Source organism: Bradyrhizobium sp. Pa8, from assembly GCF_052588265.1.
The window spans coordinates 2,826,978-2,844,210 of the sequence record NZ_CP176767.1 but is presented as its reverse complement, the minus strand read 5'-3'; the positions used below and the strand labels follow the sequence as shown (position 1 = coordinate 2,844,210).

The 17,233-nt window shown below is 64.5% G+C and carries 17 protein-coding genes; 7 read left to right on the top strand and 10 right to left on the bottom strand.

From position 1 onward, the window contains the following. Positions 1-6 precede the first annotated feature (6 nt). The 6 genes from ACKWRH_RS12925 to ACKWRH_RS12900 form a co-directional block, all read right to left on the bottom strand. The gene (locus tag ACKWRH_RS12925) at positions 7-711 is read right to left on the bottom strand and encodes an ABC transporter ATP-binding protein (RefSeq protein WP_445220842.1); all 705 of its coding nucleotides are present in this window, start codon (positions 709-711) and stop codon (positions 7-9) included. Then, on the bottom strand, positions 695-1,426 hold the full coding sequence (locus ACKWRH_RS12920; RefSeq protein ID WP_028146884.1) for an ABC transporter ATP-binding protein: 732 nt from the start codon (positions 1,424-1,426) through the stop codon (positions 695-697). Before ACKWRH_RS12920 ends, ACKWRH_RS12925 begins: the two co-directional genes overlap by 17 nt. Beyond that, complete coding sequence (locus ACKWRH_RS12915; protein ID WP_445220841.1) at positions 1,423-2,406, bottom strand: branched-chain amino acid ABC transporter permease; 984 nt, start codon at positions 2,404-2,406, stop codon at positions 1,423-1,425. Before ACKWRH_RS12915 ends, ACKWRH_RS12920 begins: the two co-directional genes overlap by 4 nt. Continuing rightward, the gene (locus tag ACKWRH_RS12910; RefSeq protein WP_445222387.1) at positions 2,406-3,239 is read right to left on the bottom strand and encodes a branched-chain amino acid ABC transporter permease; all 834 of its coding nucleotides are present in this window, start codon (positions 3,237-3,239) and stop codon (positions 2,406-2,408) included. The genes ACKWRH_RS12915 and ACKWRH_RS12910 overlap by 1 nt, the downstream gene beginning before the upstream one ends. A gap of 211 nt (positions 3,240-3,450) precedes the next feature. Beyond that, on the bottom strand, positions 3,451-4,695 hold the full coding sequence (locus ACKWRH_RS12905) for an ABC transporter substrate-binding protein (protein WP_445220840.1): 1,245 nt from the start codon (positions 4,693-4,695) through the stop codon (positions 3,451-3,453). A gap of 89 nt (positions 4,696-4,784) precedes the next feature. Continuing rightward, positions 4,785-5,600, bottom strand: a complete 816-nt coding sequence (locus ACKWRH_RS12900; RefSeq protein WP_445220839.1) for a putative hydro-lyase — start codon at positions 5,598-5,600, stop codon at positions 4,785-4,787. Between the two features lie 119 nt (positions 5,601-5,719). Between ACKWRH_RS12900 and ACKWRH_RS12895 the strand changes: the two genes are divergently transcribed. Genes ACKWRH_RS12895 through ACKWRH_RS12880 form a run of 4 tightly spaced genes read left to right on the top strand, consistent with a single transcriptional unit; the run spans position 5,720 to position 9,929 of the window. Beyond that, positions 5,720-6,637 (top strand): LysR family transcriptional regulator, encoded by a 918-nt coding sequence (locus ACKWRH_RS12895; protein ID WP_071915762.1) that lies wholly within the window; start codon positions 5,720-5,722, stop codon positions 6,635-6,637. A 32-nt stretch (positions 6,638-6,669) separates the two neighbouring features. Then, positions 6,670-7,920 (top strand): Zn-dependent hydrolase, encoded by a 1,251-nt coding sequence (locus ACKWRH_RS12890; protein ID WP_041955820.1) that lies wholly within the window; start codon positions 6,670-6,672, stop codon positions 7,918-7,920. Positions 7,921-7,932: 12 nt separating this feature from the next. Then, a complete protein-coding gene (locus ACKWRH_RS12885; protein WP_445220838.1) occupies positions 7,933-8,844 on the top strand; it encodes an NAD(P)-dependent oxidoreductase in 912 nt (303 codons plus the stop codon). 11 nt (positions 8,845-8,855) lie between these two features. Beyond that, the gene (locus ACKWRH_RS12880; protein ID WP_445220837.1) at positions 8,856-9,929 is read left to right on the top strand and encodes a malate/lactate/ureidoglycolate dehydrogenase; all 1,074 of its coding nucleotides are present in this window, start codon (positions 8,856-8,858) and stop codon (positions 9,927-9,929) included. A gap of 68 nt (positions 9,930-9,997) precedes the next feature. On the opposite strand, the gene ACKWRH_RS12875 is transcribed toward ACKWRH_RS12880, so the two are convergent. Next, complete coding sequence (locus ACKWRH_RS12875) at positions 9,998-11,071, bottom strand: tartrate dehydrogenase (protein ID WP_445220836.1); 1,074 nt, start codon at positions 11,069-11,071, stop codon at positions 9,998-10,000. Between the two features lie 159 nt (positions 11,072-11,230). Here ACKWRH_RS12875 and ACKWRH_RS12870 point away from each other — a divergent pair, with 159 nt between their 5' ends. Both ACKWRH_RS12870 and ACKWRH_RS12865 read left to right on the top strand, forming a co-directional pair. Next, entirely contained in the window at positions 11,231-12,007 is a 777-nt protein-coding gene (locus ACKWRH_RS12870; protein WP_445220835.1) for an SDR family oxidoreductase, read from the top strand. Between the two features lie 114 nt (positions 12,008-12,121). Then, complete coding sequence (locus ACKWRH_RS12865) at positions 12,122-13,540, top strand: amidase (protein ID WP_445220834.1); 1,419 nt, start codon at positions 12,122-12,124, stop codon at positions 13,538-13,540. A gap of 53 nt (positions 13,541-13,593) precedes the next feature. Here the strand turns inward: ACKWRH_RS12865 and ACKWRH_RS12860 are convergent, their stop codons facing one another. The 3 genes from ACKWRH_RS12860 to ACKWRH_RS12850 form a co-directional block, all read right to left on the bottom strand. Further along, positions 13,594-13,776: a hypothetical protein gene (locus ACKWRH_RS12860; protein ID WP_445220833.1), complete on the bottom strand. Its 183-nt coding sequence runs from the start codon at positions 13,774-13,776 to the stop codon at positions 13,594-13,596. A gap of 197 nt (positions 13,777-13,973) precedes the next feature. After that, entirely contained in the window at positions 13,974-15,083 is a 1,110-nt protein-coding gene (locus ACKWRH_RS12855; protein ID WP_445220832.1) for an amino acid ABC transporter permease, read from the bottom strand. Between the two features lie 2 nt (positions 15,084-15,085). Further along, positions 15,086-16,273, bottom strand: coding sequence for an amino acid ABC transporter permease (locus ACKWRH_RS12850; RefSeq protein WP_445220831.1), 1,188 nt, complete (start codon positions 16,271-16,273; stop codon positions 15,086-15,088). A gap of 87 nt (positions 16,274-16,360) precedes the next feature. On the opposite strand from ACKWRH_RS12850, the gene ACKWRH_RS12845 reads away from it, so the two are divergent. Next, positions 16,361-17,233, top strand: a complete 873-nt coding sequence (locus ACKWRH_RS12845; protein WP_038942069.1) for a MurR/RpiR family transcriptional regulator — start codon at positions 16,361-16,363, stop codon at positions 17,231-17,233.

Genomic DNA, 17,233 nt, shown 5'->3' with positions numbered 1-17,233 from the left:
GTCTAGCTACAGCCCCAGATACGCCTTCCGCACGTCGGGATTGCCCCTGATCTCGGCTGCCGGCCCCTGCATCAGCACGCGGCCGGTTTGCAGGATATAGGCGCGGTCGGCGATCTCCAGGCACTCGGCCATGCGCTGCTCGACGATCAGCACGGTCATGCCGGCGTCGCGGATGCGCAGTACCGCCTGGAAGATTTCGTCGACCAGCTTCGGCATGATGCCTTGCGAGGGCTCGTCCAGCATCAACAGCCGCGGACGCGTCATCAGCGCGCGGCCGATCGCGAGCATCTGCTGCTCGCCGCCGGACAGCGTCTCGGCGCGCTGCTCCAAACGTTCCTGAAGGCGCGGGAACAGCTTGAACACGAGGTCGAGCGGCCCCTCGCGGTCGGCGTCACCGCGGTAGAGATAGCTGCCCAGGCGCAGATTGTCGCGCACCGACAGGCGCGGGAACAGACGGCGGTTCTCCGGCACATAGGCGATGCCGGTGGCGGTGATATGATGCTGCGCCATGCCGTCGAGCCGCTTGCCGTCGAACGTCACCGTGCCCGAACGCGGGCGCTCGGCGCCGGCGATGGATTTGAGCAGCGTCGACTTGCCCGCGCCGTTGGCGCCGGCGACGCAGACGATCTCGCCCTTCTGGACCTCGATCGAGACCGCCGAGATCGCGACCAGGCCCTGATAGGCGGTCGTGACTTCATGCACCGACAGCATGACGATCTCCCAGATATGCGCTGATCACCTTGGGATCGCGAACGACGTCGGAAGGCTTACCCTCGACCAGCACCTTGCCGAGGTCGAGCACGATGGCGCGGTCGACCAGCGGCATCACGATCTCCATGACATGCTCGACCATCAAAACGGTGATGCCGGCATCACGCACCTTGCGCACCAGCGCGACGCCAGTCTGCGCCTCGGTCGGCGTCAGGCCGGTGAGGACTTCGTCCAGCAGCAGCAGCTTCGGTTCGGTCGCCAGCGCACGGGCGACTTCGAGGCGGCGTTTCTCGGCCGGCACTAGGTCGCTCGCCAGCACGTCGGCGCGCGCGGCAAGCCCGGTGAATTCGAGCACCTCATGCGCCTTGCGGCGCGCCTCGCGCATCACGGTGTTGCGCACGAGAGCACCGACGATGACGTTGTCGATGACAGTCATGGTCTCAAAGCTCTTGACCACCTGGAAGGTGCGCCCGACACCACGCTGGCAGCGCTCGGCCGCCGGCATGTTGGTGACATCCTCGCCGTCGAACCAGATCGACCCCTGCGTCGGCGGCAGGACGCCGGCGATGAGATTGAACAGCGTCGACTTACCGGCACCGTTCGGCCCGATCAGGCCGACGATCTCGCCGCGGCCGACCGAGATCGAGACATCGCTGTTGGCGACGAGGCCGCCGAACCGCTGCCAGACACCGCGGGTTTCAAGGAGCGCAGTCATCGCGTGGCTCCTCTTGCCTTCGAACGGGAGAATAGGCTCACCAGACCGCGCGGCAGGGCCAGCGAGATCGCGACGATCAGGGCGCCATAGACGATGAGGTCAACACCGCGGCCGGAGCCGCCGATATAGGAGCGCGTCAGCTCCGTCATCGGGATCAGGATGGCCGCCCCTAGCACCGGGCCCCAGAGGGTACCGATACCGCCGAGCACGGCCGGCAACGCCATCAGCAACGAGAACTGGAAGCCCATGACGCTCTCAGGATCGATATAGGCGAGAAACTGCGCATAGAACGCGCCGCCGATGGCGACCAAGAAAGCGGAGACCGCTGCCGCGCCCATCTTGGAATTGAACACGACAACGCCAAGGCTTTCGGCCGCTTCCGGATTGTCCTTCACCGCGCGCCACCAAAAACCCCATTTGGAGTCTTCCAGCCACCATGTGACGAACCAGGCGAGGCTGCACAGCACCAGCGCGAAATAGAAGTACGGCAGCTTGCTGCGCATGAACTGGAATTTCAGCCAGCTGTCGCCGCGCACGGGAACAGTGATTCCCATCGCGGCCCCCGCCCATTCCCAGTTCTGGAACAAGAGCAGTCCGATCTCGGCGATGACGATGGTCGCGATCACGAAGTAATGGCCGCGCAGGCGGAAGAAGGGATAGCCGAGCCCCATTGCGATGATCGCCGCAATCACGCCGCCGGCGAGCATGCCGAACCAGGGCAGCACGCCGAACTTGGTGAACAGCAGCTCGGTGGTGTAGGCGCCGATGCCGAAATAGAGCGCGTGCCCCAGCGAGATCTGCCCGCAATAACCGGACAGGATGTTCCAGCTCTGCGACAGCGCCGCATACATCAGGGTCAGGATCAGGATGTTCTGGACGTAGACATCCTTGATGAGCAGCGGGGCGAGCGCCGCGAGTGCGGCCAGCACCGCGGCGATGATGAGGTCGCGGCGGCGCCGCGCGGCAAAATTCTTGTCCATCACATCGACCCGAACAGGCCGCGAGGCCGGATGAAGACGACGAGGAGATAGACGGCATAGATGCCGACGGACTTCAGCGATGGCGGCAACACCAGCGCGGTCACCGCTTCGACCAGGCCGACAATGATGCCGCCGGCGAAGGCGCCGAACACGCTGCCGAAGCCGCCGAGCGCGACGGTGACGTAGGCGATCAGCGCGAAGGACGCGCCGACGTCGGGATAGATGTAGAAGAACACCGCCATGATCGCGCCGGCGAGACCGACCAGCGCGGCGCCAAGGCCCCAGCCGAGCGCGAACACGCGGTTCTTGTCGATGCCGACGAGGGCGACCGCGCCGGGATCCTCACGTGTCGCTTCCAGCGCCCGGCCGAAGTCGGTGCGGTGGATGAAGAAGTAGAGACCGGCGAAGGCCGCGATCGAGACCAGCGCGCCGATGAGCTGCGGCTCCGGCAGGAAGATGCCGGCAATCGAGATGGTTTTGCCGCCGAGCCAGGACTGCGGAATGCTGCGATAGTCCGGCGTGAAGAAGAACTGCGCGAGGCCGCGCATGACGATGGCGAGGCCAAAAGTGGAAAAGATCTGCACCATGCCGGCATTGGCCTTGGCCCGCATGGCGAAGCGGACAATCAGCAGGTAGACGACCGCCCCGAAGACGAAGAGTGCCGCGGCGACCAACGGCGCGGAGAGCAATGGATCGATGGCGAAGAACGCGAACAGGAAGAAGCTCGCATACATCGCGATCATCAGGAACTCGCCATGGGCGAAGTTCACGACGTCCATCAGGCCGAAGATCAGCGCGAGGCCGACGGCGATCAGTCCGTAGAGCAGGCCCATCAGAAGGCCGCTCGCGAGACTCTGGATAATGGCTTGAGCTGTCAACTTTAGTCCCCCGTTCGAAACGTCATCGTTTGCTCCGTCATTGCGAGCGAAGCGAAGCAATCCAGCATCTCACCACGGAGACACTCTGGATTGCTTCGTCGCTTCGCTCCTCGCAATGACGAGGCTCGTGCGACGATCTCGATTTGCTCCCCTAATCCCGCAGCGCCTACTTCATCGGCCAGATCGCTTCGGCGATCGCGGCCTGCGGCGGGAAGATGGTGACGAACTTGCCGCCGATATATTGCAGCAGCACCGGGTCGGCATCGTTGTTCTGGCCGGCCTCGTCGAACTTGACGCGCTTCCAGGGCATGATGGTCTGCTCGCCCGGGATGTCGGTCGCGGCCAGTGCATCGCGGATCTTCTCGCCGTCGGCCGACTTGGCGCGGTTGATGGCGTCGGCCAGGATGATCAGGCCCATGAACTGGCGCGAGGTCAGGTCGTTGAAGTCCTTGCCCGAGCGCGCCTTGAACATCTCGTTGATCTTGCCGACCATGGGGCGCTTCTGAGCGAGATCGAGCGAGAAGGTGCCGCGCGAGATCACGCCTTCGAGCTTGTCGCCGACGGCATCATAGAGCGCCTTCTCCGAGAAGCCGGCGTCCTGCGCCACGATCGCGTTCGGCTTGTAGCCCAGTTCGGCCATGGTCTTGACCAGCAGGATGCCGTCCGTGGTGTAACTCGACGGCATCAGCACGTCGGCATTGGCGGTCTTGAGCTGCTGCACCTCGGCCGAGAGCGAGGGGGAGTTGGCGCGATACTTGATGTCGGTGACGATCTTGTAGCCGCGCTCGCCGGCGATCTTGGCCTGGGCGTTGCCGGAATCGGTGCCGAAGATGGTATCCTCGTGGAACAGCGACAGCGTCTCGATCTTGGTGCCCTTCTTCTTCAAGGCATCGAAGAAGTCGAACATCGCAGCCGAGTACATCTCGTCGTGTGGGGCGGCGCGGAAATAATATTTGAGGCCGCGGCGATGCAGGCTCGGCGAGGAGTTGTCGGCCGAGACGAACGGGATCTGGTAGCGTTCGCAGATCTGGCTGACGGTGACGGCGACCGCGCTTTGATAGGTGCCGATGATCGCGGAGACCTTCTCCTGTGTGATCAGGCGCTCGGCTTCGGCGCGGCCCTTTTGCGGATCGGCCTGGTGGTCGGCGAACACGAGGCGGACTTTTGCGCCGCCGAGGCCGGGCAGACCCTCGCCCTTAGCCAGTGGCAGATCGAAATCGGTGTCCTTGTTGATGACCTCGAGCGCGGTCTCATAGGCCTTCTGCGCGTCGACGCCCTGCTGCGCGCTGCCGCCGGAGAACGGATAGATGACGCCGATCACGACTTCCGAGGTCTGGGCGCGTGCAGCGAGCGGCACCAGCGCGGCGGTGGCGGTGGCTCCTAGCAGCACGTCACGGCGAGAGATCGTCATGGCAAAGTCCCCTGTTACTAAATTTCGAGTGATCGAATGGAGCGATTGATCGATGCGGTAAAGCCCGAAGAAGCAGCAAACGCTGCCTACTAAATCACGGCCATGTTCCGGTTCTTCAGATCCGTCACCAGCATCAGGCCGGGCGAATGCGTGATCGCGAACGGCAGCCTGGCGGCGTTGATCACCGATTGCGGCGTCACGCCGCAGGCCCAGAACACCGGGATCTCGTCGTCGGCGACGGGCACGGGATCGCCGTAGTCCGGCTTGGCGAGATCCTTGATGCCGATCAGGTGCGGATGCCCGAGATGCACGGGTGCACCGTGCACGGCGGGATAACGCGAGGTGATCTGCACAGCGCGAATCGCATCAGCCGGCTTGAACGGACGCATCGACACCACCATGGGACCGGCGAACGGACCGGCCTCGCCGCAGGCGATGCTGGTGCGGTACATCGGCACGCGCACGTTCTGCTCGATGTGGCGGATCGGCATGCCCTCGTCGAGCAACGCCTCTTCGAACGAGAACGAGCAGCCGAGCACGAAGGTCACGAGATCGTCGCGCCAATGCTTGGTCACGTCGGTCGGCTCGTCGACCACCTCGCCGTCGCGCCAGATGCGATAGCGCGGCACGTCGGTGCGGATGTCGAGATCGGCGCCGAGTGCGGGGATGTGCGGGCTGCCGACGTCGGACATGCCGATGATCGGGCACGGTTTCGGATTGAGCTGGCAGAAGCGGTGAAAGGCGCTGGCGTATTCGGCCGGCAGGATCGCCAGATTGCCCTGGACGAAGCCGGGAGCGACGCCGGCGGTAGATCCGACCTGGCCGCCGCGATAGGCGAGCCGCGCCTGGCGGCTCGGGAGGGTGTCGGGCGTTTCAGTTTGCTGCGCTGCCACCAAAACAGTCATTTGATCGACCTGCCTATAAACTCGACAAAGACAGCCAACACCAAGCATGCTATAAAGTCTAATCTTCCTTTCTAATCGATCTTGATAAATTAGATTTATCGATCGGGAAAATCCTTCTCATGCTGGACTTCAGGTCGATCGAAACCTTCCTTTGGGTTGTGAAGCTCGGCAGCTTTCGCGGCGCCGCAGCACGGCTCAATACGACCCAGCCGGCGATCTCCCAGCGCATCGCCCAGCTCGAGCGCGAGATGGGCGTGAAGCTCCTTAACCGCGATCATCGCGTTGCTTCGCCGACGCCGAGCGGCCGGCAGATGATGGTCTATGCTGAGAAGTTGATCGGCCTGAGGGCGGCGATGATCGCCGAGATCGGCGACCGCTCGGCGATGCGCGGCGTGATGCGCCTCGGCGTCGCAGAAACCATCGTGCACACGTGGCTGCCGCGGCTCGTCAAGAGCATGAACGAAGTCTATCCGAACCTATCGCTGGAGATCGAGGTCGACATCACGCCGAACCTCACTGCGCGCCTGCTCGCGCAGGAAATCGAGCTCGCCTTCGTGGTGGGGCCGCTGTCGGCCTCCGGCGTCCATAATCGCGTGCTCGCGGATTATCCGATCGGCTTTCTCGCAAGCCCCTCGCTCGGGCTCGGCGACGGCCCGGTGACGCGCGCCGACCTCGCGCGGTTTCCGATCATCACCTTCCCGCGCAAGACCAGGCCTTACGAGGTCGTGCGCGAAGTGTTCGACCGGCCGGAGCTGCCGCCGATCCGGCTGCATGCCTCCGCATCGCTGGCGACGGTCATCCATATGGCGGTCGAAGGGCTCGGCATCGCCGTGATCCCCGACGCCATCGTCGAGAACGAGCTCGCCGACGGGCGGTTGCAACTACTCGAAACCGATCTCGCCATAGCGCCGCTGACGTTCACGGCGAGCTGGCTCGCATCGCCTGACGTCGTCGCGGTGGAGCGCGTCGCCGAGCTCGCACGGCAGATTGCGCAGAGCAGCCTCGCGGTTGACGAGTCCGCGCCGGCGCGTCATTGAAAAAGGCGCCGGACAAAAGAGAGACCGACCGCATGAGCCGAGCCGCCACCAATCTGCAAATCGATTCCGCCCGCCTCTGGGGCTCCATCCACGAGACCGCGCAGTTTGGCGGGACGGCCAAGGGCGGTGTGCGGCGGCTGACGCTGAGCAGCGAAGACAAGCAGGTGCGCGACTGGTTCCGCAAGGCTTGCGAGGACGCCGGCCTCGAGGTGCACACCGATGCGCTCGGCTCACAGTTCGGCCTGCGCAAGGGCCGCGACATGTCGAAGCTGCCCGTCGGCATCGGCTCGCATCTCGACACCCAGCCGACCGGCGGAAAGTATGACGGCATTCTGGGGACGCTCGGCGCGCTGGAAGTGATCCGCACGCTGAACGACGCAGGCATCGAAACCGAAGCGCCGATCTGCGTCGTCAACTGGACCAACGAGGAAGGCTCGCGCTTCGCACCGGCGATGATGGCCTCCGCGGCTTACGTCGGTGATTTCACCACCGATGACATCCTGTCGCGCAAGGATATCGACGGCACGACCGTCAGCCAGGCGCTCGATAGCATCGGCTATCGCGGCGACAAGCCGGTGGGCTTCCAGAAGCTCGGCTGCTTCGTCGAGCTGCACATCGAGCAGGGTCCGATCCTCGAGGCCGAGGGCAAGACCATCGGCGTGGTCGATTCCGGCCAGGGCGTGCTCTGGTACGACGGCAAGATTTCCGGCTTCGAGAGCCATGCCGGATCGACGCCGATGCCGCTGCGGCGCGATGCGCTCGCGACGCTCTCCGAAATCGTGCTGGCGATGGAGGCCATTGCGAAGAAGCACGGGCCGAAGGCGGTCGGCACCATCGGCGAGGCCGTGATCGCAAATCCCTCGCGCAACGTCATTCCCGGCGAGATCGCCTTCACCATGGATTGCCGCAGCGCGGATGGCGCCATCATGGACGCGCTCGATCGCGATTTGCGCGCCGCCATTGCCGAGATCGCCGCGCGCCGCAAGGTCGAGGTCAAGATCGACCTGGTCTGGCGCAAGCCGCCGACGCATTTCGATCCCAAGCTGATCGCGGCGGTCGAGAACGCGGCGAAGACGCTCGGCTATTCCTCCCGCCGCATCACCTCCGGCGCCGGCCACGATGCCTGCAACCTCAACACCGTCATGCCGGCCGCGATGGTGTTCGTGCCCTGCAAGGACGGCATCAGCCACAACGAGCTGGAAGACGCCACGCAGCCCGACTGCGCCGCAGGTACCAACGTGCTGATGCATACCGTGCTGGCGATCGCCGGCGTCGCGTCCTGAACGGAGAAAGCCATGCGCGGAGTTTTCGTCGACGCCAACGAAGCCCTCGCCGTGATCATGGAGCGGCTGGGGAAGCCCGGCGACCCCAAGGTGCGGATCCACAGGGATCCGGACATCAAGCCCGAGCAATATCCTGAAGTCCTCGATGGTGCGGAGATCGCGATCGTCGATCACACCGCGCTGCCGACCGAGGTCGCGAAGAAATGCGCCGGCCTCAAGCACGTCGTGTTCCTCGGCACTGGCGCGCGCAGCTATATGAACCCCGAAGAGCTCGCCGAGCTCGGCATCTCCGTGCATCTGATCAAGGGCTATGGCGACACGGCAGTCGCCGAATCCGCGATCGCGCTGATGTGGGCCTCCGCCCGCGTCATCGCGATGATGGACCGCGAGATGCGCGTCGGCAATTGGCTGCGCGAGGACGGCATGCAGCTGACCGGCAAGACGCTCGGCCTGATCGGCTTCGGCGGCATCGCCGCGGAAGTCGCACGCATTGCGGTCGGCTCAGGCATGAAGGTGATCGCCTGGAACCGGTCGCCAAAGAGCCATCCGGGCGTCGAGTTCACCGATCTCGACACGCTGCTGGCGAGAAGCGACGTCGTGTCGCTGCATCTGCTGCTCAACGACGAGACGCGCGGCATGATCACGCGCGAGAAGATTTCTGCGATGAAGCCCGGTGTCATCCTGATCAACACCGCGCGTGCCGCGGTCGTCGACGAGCCCGCGATGATCGACGCGCTGAAGTCCGGCCACATCCGCCATGCCGGCCTCGACGTCTTCAACATCGAGCCCCTGCCCGGCGACCATCCGTTGACAAAACTGCCGAACGTGACGCTGTCGGCGCATTCGGCCTTCCGCACGCCGGAAGCGAGCGAGAACCTGATTGAAGCGGCATGGGTCCATTGCCGCCGGATCGTGAAGGGATAAAAGCAACAACAATGGCCGACTATCGCACCATCAAGGCACAGCCGCTCACCAACGTCGTCCGTGCCATCGTCAAGGCGGGCGGGTCTACGGACCGCGAAGCCGAGCTCGTGGCCAACAACCTCGTCGAGGCCAATCTTAGAGGACATGACTCGCACGGCGTCGGCATGATCCCCCGCTATGTCCAGAGCGTCACCAACGGCGGCCTCGCCGTGAACGCGCACGTCAAGATCGTGCTCGACACCGGTCCGCTCCTCACCCTGGATGGCCTCACCGGCTATGGCCAGGTGATAGGCCATGAAGCGATGGAGCTGGCGGCAGAGCGCGCCAAGAAAAACGGCGTGTGTCTCGTCGGCCTCTCCAACTCGCACCACATCGGCCGCATCGGCCACTGGGCAGAGCAGTGCATCGACCACGGGCTGGTCTCGATCCACTTCGTCAACGTGATCTCGCGCCCGATCGTGGCGCCGTGGGGCGGCAGCGATGCGCGCCACGGCACCAACCCGTTCTGCGTCGGCATCCCGCGCAGGGGCAAGGACCCGATCGTGCTCGACTTCGCCACCAGCAGAATCGCGCAGGGCAAGACCCGCGTCGCCCACAACAAGGGCGTCGAGCTCGAGCCCGGCACCATCATCGACAATGAAGGCAAGCCCACCGTCAATCCGCGCTACACCGTGATCCCGCCGCACGGCGCCATCCTGCCGTTCGGCGAGCACAAGGGGTCGGGGCTCGCGCTGGTGTGCGAAATCCTCGGCGGCGCGCTCTCCGGCGGGCAGGTGGTCAAGGGCCCGTCCGACGGCAAGTACAACGTCCTCAACGGCATGCTCTCGATCATCATCGATCCGGACAAGCTCGGCACCGGCGAAAACCTCGCGCGCGAAGTCGAAAGCTTCGTCGCCTGGCACACCGGCTCACCGCCCGGTCCCGGCGTCGACAAGGTGAAGATCGCCGGTGACCCCGAGCGCGAAACCAAGAAGAAGCGTCTGGCCGAAGGCATCCCCGTCGATCCGACCACCTGGCAGGAAATCCTGGAGGCCGGGAATAAGTTCGGACTGGATCAGGCTGCGATCGAGAAGATCGCGGGCTGACCTGTAAGCAAAGCAGATTTCACGGCGCCGTCCCCTAGCGGGGGCGGCGCCGCATCTATTTAGCGACCTTAGTCCACCATTTCCGCGACGGCCTTGCCGCACGCCGTGGTGTCGGCGTTGCCCCCGAGGTCCTTGGTGCGCAGCGTGCGTTCGGCGAGCGTGCGCTCGATCGCATCGACGATCGACTTGCCGGCTTCCTTCTCGCCGAGGTGCTCGAGCATCATCGCGCCGGACCAGATCGCGCCGATCGGGTTGGCGATGCCCTGCCCCGCAATGTCGGGCGCCGAGCCGTGCACCGGCTCGAACACCGAGGGGAAATCGCCCTCGGGATTGATGTTGCCTGATGGCGCGATGCCGATGGTGCCGGTGCAGGCCGGGCCGAGATCGGAGAGGATGTCGCCGAACAGATTCGAGCCGACCACGACGTCGAACCAGTCCGGATGCAGCACGAAGTTCGCGGTCAGGATATCGATGTGGTACTTGTCCCACTTCACGCCCGGAAACTTCTTCGCCATCGCCTCCACGCGCTCGTCCCAATAGGGCATGGTGATCGAGATGCCGTTGGACTTGGTCGCCGAGGTCAGGTGCTTCTTCGGCCGCGACTGCGCGAGCTCGAAAGCGAACTTCAGGATGCGGTCGACGCCGGTGCGGGTCATCACCGTCTGCTGCGTGACGAACTCGCGGTCGGTGTCGGGGAACATGCGGCCGCCGACGGAGGAATATTCACCTTCGGTGTTCTCGCGCACCACCCAGAAATCGATGTCGCCGGGCTTGCGGTTCGCCAGCGGCGACGGCACGCCGGGCATCAGCCGCACCGGGCGCAAATTCACATACTGGTCGAACTCGCGGCGAAACTTGATCAGCGAACCCCACAGCGAGACGTGATCCGGAATCTTGGCCGGCCAGCCGACGGCGCCGAAATAGATCGCGTCATGCTTGCCGATCTTTTCCTTCCAGTCGTCGGGCATCATCTGGCCGTGCTTCTCGTAATAGTCCCAGGACGAGAAGTCGAAATGGTCGAAATGCAGGGACACCCCGTGCTTCTTCGCCGCTGCCTCCAGAACGCGCAGGCCCTCGGGCATCACTTCCTTGCCGATGCCGTCGCCGGGAATGACTGCAATCCGGTATTGTTTCTTGCTCATCGAGAACGTCCTTGGTTGGTCCGGCAGCCGCCGCCTTTTTGACCGCACTGCAATGGACCAAACTCGGCAGCAGTGCAACGCTGCACTGCAATGTTGACCGTGGCGCGGCCGAGCGCCTACTGGTTTGATCCTGATGTTCCCACCGAGCGAGTACCCTTCATGGATCTGCATCTGCGTGGCAAGCGCGTCCTGATCACGGGCGCGTCCAAAGGCATTGGCGCAGCCGCCGCCGAGGCGTTTGCCGAGGAAGGCGCAAACCTCCTGCTCGCCGCCCGCAGCGGCGACCAGCTCAAGGCGCTGGCGGACCGCCTGCGTTCCGCGCATCAGATCGATGCCGCGACGAGCATCGTGGACCTGCGCAAGGCCGAGGACGTGGCGCGGCTCGCGAGGGAAGCCGCTGACATCGACGTGCTCGTCAACAATGCCGGCGACATCCCCGGTGGCTCCATCGACAAGATCGACGAGGCGACCTGGCGACACGCCTGGGAATTGAAAGTGTTCGGCTACATCAACCTGACTCGGCAGATCTACGCGCAGATGAAGGCGAAGGGCGGCGGCGTCATCGTCAATGACATCGGCGCGGCCGGCGAAAAATTCGACGCCAATTACATCTGCGGCAGCGCCGGCAACGCCGCATTGATGGCCTTCACCCGCGCGCTCGGCGGCAAGAGCCTCGTCGACAACATCCGCGTGGTCGGCATCAATCCCGGCCCGGTCGGCACCGATCGCCACGTCACCCTGCTCAAGACGCGGGCAAAGCACCAGTTCGGCGATGAGAGCCGCTACAAGGAATTCCAGAAGAGCCTGCCGCTCGGCCGTCCCGCGCATGCGCGCGAGATCGGCGATCTCATGGCGTTCCTGGCGTCTGATCGCGCCGGATATACGTCGGGAGTCATCTATACCGTGGATGGCGGCATCAGCGCGGGCTGGGGTTAGTTCTTCCCCTCATTGCGAGCGCAGCGAAACAATCCAGAAACGCATCCGCTGTGGCAGTCTGGATTGCTTCGCGGCGTTCGCAATGACGACACAACAAGCACAGGAGTAAAATAGTTGTCTCAAGACCTGATCCGCGAAACCGCCTGCGCCGTCGTCGACAAGCTGCGCTCCGGCGACGTCTCGCCGCTCGAACTGCTGGATGTGGTGGAGAAGCGCATCGGTGAGGTCGACGGCAAGGTCAACGCGCTGCCGACGCTATGCTTCGATCGCGCGCGGAACAACGCCAAGGCGCTGATGCAGAAGCCGGCCGGCGCGCGCGGGCTGCTCGCGGGCCTACCGGTGCCGATCAAGGATCTCACTGACGTCGCCGGCGTGCTGAACACGCAGGGTTCGCCGATCTTCAAGGACAATGTGCCCAAGCAGTCCGATCTCATGGTCGAGAACCTCGAAGGCAATGGCGCGGTGGTCTACGCCAAGTCGAACACACCGGAATTCGGCGCCGGCGCCAACACGTTCAACGAAGTGTTCGGTGCGACGCTCAATCCCTGGGATACGACGAAATCTGCGGCCGGCTCCTCCGGCGGCGCGGCCGCGGCGCTGGCCACCGGCATGGCCTGGCTCGCCCAGGGCTCCGACATGGGCGGCAGCTTGCGCAGCCCCGCGGCCTTCTGCGGCGTGGTCGGCATGCGGCCGAGCATCGGGCGCGTCGCACATACGCCCAAATCGGCGATCGACCGCAATCTCGGCGTGGTGGGGCCGATGGCGCGCAACGTCGAGGATCTTGCGCTGCTGTTGGATGCCATGAGCGGCGACTATGCGGACGACCCGCTCTCGCTGCCCGCACCTGCGACCTCGTTCCTGTCGGCGGCGCAGTCAGGCAAGAAGCCGAAGCGCATCGCCTATTCGCCCGATCTCGGCATCACCCCGGTCGATCCCGAGGTCAAGGCGATCACGCGCAAGGCCGCTGAACGCTTTGCGGAGGCTGGCGCGATCGTGGAGGAAGCGCATCCGGACTGGCGCGAGGCGCATGAATGCTTCCACGTCCTGCGCGCCTTCGATTTCGCGATCACCAAGGCAAATCTGCTGCGGACCAGGCGCGATCTTCTGAAGCCCGAGGTGATCTGGAACATCGAGGAAGGCCTCAAGCTCACCGTCGAGCAGCTCGCGCGCGCCGAGGCGCAGCGCGTCGGCATGACCGCGCGCGCGATCGAATTCTTCAAAAACTACGACCTGCTGTTGACGCCGACCACGATCGTGCCGCCCTTCCCGATCGAGCACCGCTATGTCGCTGAATGCGCCGGCAAGAAGTTCGAGAACTACGTCGAATGGCTCGGCATCGTCTACGCCATCACGCTGGCCTGCTGCCCATCGCTGTCGCTGCCCTGCGGCTTCACGGCGTCGGGCCTCCCGGTCGGCGTACAGGTCGTCGGCGCCCCGCGCGCGGATGCGCAGGTGATCGCCGGCGCGAAGGTGTTGGAGGATATTCTGGGTCTGCGCGACTCAACGCCGATCGATCCCAAGGTGAAGGCATAACGCGAGCCGCACCGGCGGGGACTTGACCGTCCCCGCCGTGCGCCGGTCAAACCCTAGTCGTTCGCTTTCGGCCCGCCGTGATACTGATGCGCATCGTATCCGGCCTCATCCATTGGAGCGGCGAAGGCGAAGGAGTTCGGATGCGTTTGCGACATCTGGACGGTGGCCGCCGAAGCCATGTGCGAGTGATTCATTGCCTCGTGAGCAGAGGCGGCGGAGCAAAGCGCGACCAGCATGGCCGACGCTGTGAGAACTGATTTCATCATGATGTGACGTGCCTCTTGTGAGTGCCACCAGCAAATTGCAAATGGATCTCGCCGCGTAGGATTGCCAGTTTGAATCCAGGCACGCGATATAGGCGCGGCATAAGCATTTCGCGCTCCAGTATAGGCTTCCAGCGCTTCTGGCTCACTCCCGCGGCGGGGAAAGCCGCTCACCTCGAGGCGGTATTCGCCTCCAGGCCGCGACTGTACCGCGACATCGCAAAGCAAAAGACAAAGTAGATCGCGGCGACGAAGATGTACACCTCGACCGAGAATTGCTGCCAGGCCGGATCGATGATCGCGGTCTTGGCCGTCGTCAGCAGGTCGAAGATGCCAATGATCAGGACCAGGCTGGTGTCCTTGAAGAACGCGATGAAGGTGTTGACCAGCGGCGGGATGACGTGGCGGATCGCCTGCGGCAGCACGATCAGGCGATGCTTCCGCCAGTAGGACAGCCCCAGCGCCTCGGCGGCCTCATATTGCCCGCGCGGCACGGCCTGGAGGCCGCCACGGATGACTTCGGCAAGATACGCGCCCGCGAACAGGATGATGGCGATCTGCGCGCGCAACAGCTTGTCGATGTTGAAGCCGCTCGGCATGAACAGCGGAAACATCACGCTCGCCATGAACAACAAACTCACCAGCGGCACGCCGCGGATCAACTCGACATAGAGCACCGAGAGCGAACGGATCGCCGGCAGCTTTGAACGCCGGCCGAGCGCAACGAGGATGCCGAGCGGAAAACCAAAGGCCAATCCAAACGTCGCCAGGATCAGTGTCACCGGCAATCCGCCCCAACGGTCCTGCGAGACGAAGGAGAGGCCGAGCACCCCGCCCCACATCAGCACGCTGATCAGCGCCAGCGCGCCGATCCAGATATAGGCCAGTTCGCGCCGCCACAGGGCGCGACGGGTGGAGAGATAGAACAGTGCGATGAAAAGCACGACCGACAGCGCCGGCCGCCACTGCTCGTCGAACGGATAGGTGCCGAACAGGATAAAGCGATATTTTTCGGGGATGATCGCCCAGCAGGCACCGAGGCCGCGCACCGCGCGGCAGGCGCTGGAGTCGTTTGCCGGCGTGAGCCAGACCGCGTTCGCGATGCCCCACTGCATGAAGCTGAAGATGCCCTTGGCGAGGATCGCCAGCAGCACCACCGAAAGAATGCCGTTCGGGATCGACGAGAACAAATTGGTACGCAGCCAGCGCAGCACCGGGTTGCCCATCTGCGGTCGGCGGGCAGCGCGCGGGGCGTCCGGAATGTCGGTGATCGCCGTCATGATCAGCGCTCCACCAGCGCGATGCGCGAATTGTACCAGTTCATGAAGAAGCTGATGCCGAGGCTGATGGTCAGGAACACCGCCATGATCAGCGCGATCGCCTCGATCGCCTGCCCGGTCTGGTTCAGCGTGGTATTGGCGACAGACACTACGTCCTGGTAACCGATCGCGACCGCCAGCGAAGAGTTCTTTGTCAGGTTGAGATACTGGCTCGTCATCGGCGGCACGATGACGCGCAGCGCCTGGGGCAGGATGATCTGCCGCAGCATGAAGCTGCGGCGCAAGCCGAGCGCATTGGCGGCATCCCATTGTCCGCGCGGCACGGACTGGATGCCGCTGCGCACGATCTCGGCGATGAAGGCCGAGGTGTAGGTCACGAGCGCGATCAGCAGCGCGAAATACTCCGGCGCGAGCGTCAGCCCGCCGACGAAATTGAAGCCGCGCAGCTCCGGCCATTCGATCTTCCAGGACACACCAAGCGCCACGGACATTACCGCCGGCAGCGCGACGATGAAGCCAACCGCAAAGGGCCAGGCCGGCCGCGGCTTGCCGTCGCGCATCTGCTGAGCGATCAGCCATCGCCTGATGAGATAGAACACGGCAAGCCCGAGCATGGCTGTACCGAGCACCCAGAGCTGCGGCGAGCCGACCGGGATCGCCGGCAGGATCAGACCGCGATTGGACAGGAACACGCCCTCGACCGGCCGCCAGGCCGCGCGCGCGGCGGGCAGTGCCTGCATCAACACGTACCAGAACAGGAGCTGCAGCAGCAGCGGGATATCGCGGAGCGTTTCGACATAGACAGCGGCGAGCCGCGACAACAGCCAGTTGGCGGAGAGACGCGAAATGCCGATCAGCGTGCCCAGGATCGTCGCGAGCACGATGCCGATCACGGCGACGCGCAAGGTGTTGGCGATGCCGACGACGAAGGCCCACAGGTACGTGTCTCTCGGATTATAGGCGAGGAGGCTGTCGGCGATCGGCATGCCGGCCTCGCGGCCGAGGAAAGCGAAGCCGGTGGTGATGCGGCGGGCCGAGAGATTGGTGACGGTGTTGGACCAGAGGAAAGCGACAACCCCAAGCACGATTCCGACGACGAGCACCTGCCAGAACAGGCCTTGCAGCTCTCGGCGGCCAAATCCGCCGAAGAAGCGACGGCGGGGCGGCGGTCTTGGACTGTCTGAAGTCACAGCACAAAAATCCTTCTGGCGAGCAACGATTTCCGGCGGCGCACGTCAACTGTTGCACCAATCTGAAAAGCGTGCAACAAATGTTTCATGGCCGAGCCCGCGAAATCCTCGCCCTTGAGCGAACTGCGCATTGCGTTGCCATCGCTCCCCCTGCGCCTGCAGGAGGTCGGCCGCTTCGTTGCCGCCAACGACTACGACGCCACCACCCGTTCGATGCGCGATCTCGCCGCCGAGGCCGGCGCCGACCCGGCCGCGTTCACGCGGCTTGCCAAGGCCATCGGCTATTCCGGCTGGGACCAATTGCGCGCGGCACTCACCGAAGCGCGGCGGCCGTCGCAGATCTCACCTTTCTCCGGCCGCGCCAAGAGCCGCCGTCACGGCCCGAACGCCGATGTCGCGCTCGTCACCGACAAGCTCGAGGCCGAGGGCGCCGGCCTTCTGCGCATTCCGGCCCAGCCGATTGCGGATGCAGCCCGCGCGCTGCACGACGCCAAGCGAATCTGGATTGCCGGTTACCGAAGCTGCCGGAGCGTCGCGGAGCTCTTGAACTACGAGCTCCGGCTGTTCCGTCCCGAACAAGTGCAACTCGTCGGCGCATCCGGCCCCGACGATCTCGATCTTGGCGCCTTTCGTCCCGGCGAAGCCGTCATCGTCATCGGCTTCCTGCCCTACACGCATGCGAGCGTCCGTGTTGCGCAGGCCGCCCATCGTGCCGGCGCAGCGCTGATCGCCATCGCGGACAGTCTCTCGGCGCCGATGGCCGAGGGCGCCGACCACGTGCTGCTGTTTGAGGCGGCCTCGTCCCCCGGCTTCTTTCCGAGTCTCACGGGTGCCATCGCGATTGCGCAATCGCTCGCGGCGGTAACATTCTCGCTCGGCGGCACGGCCGCGAAGAAGCGCCTGGAAACCACCGAGGCGCGGCTCGCCGCGGCCTCCACTTACGTCCCAGAGAAAGGTTGA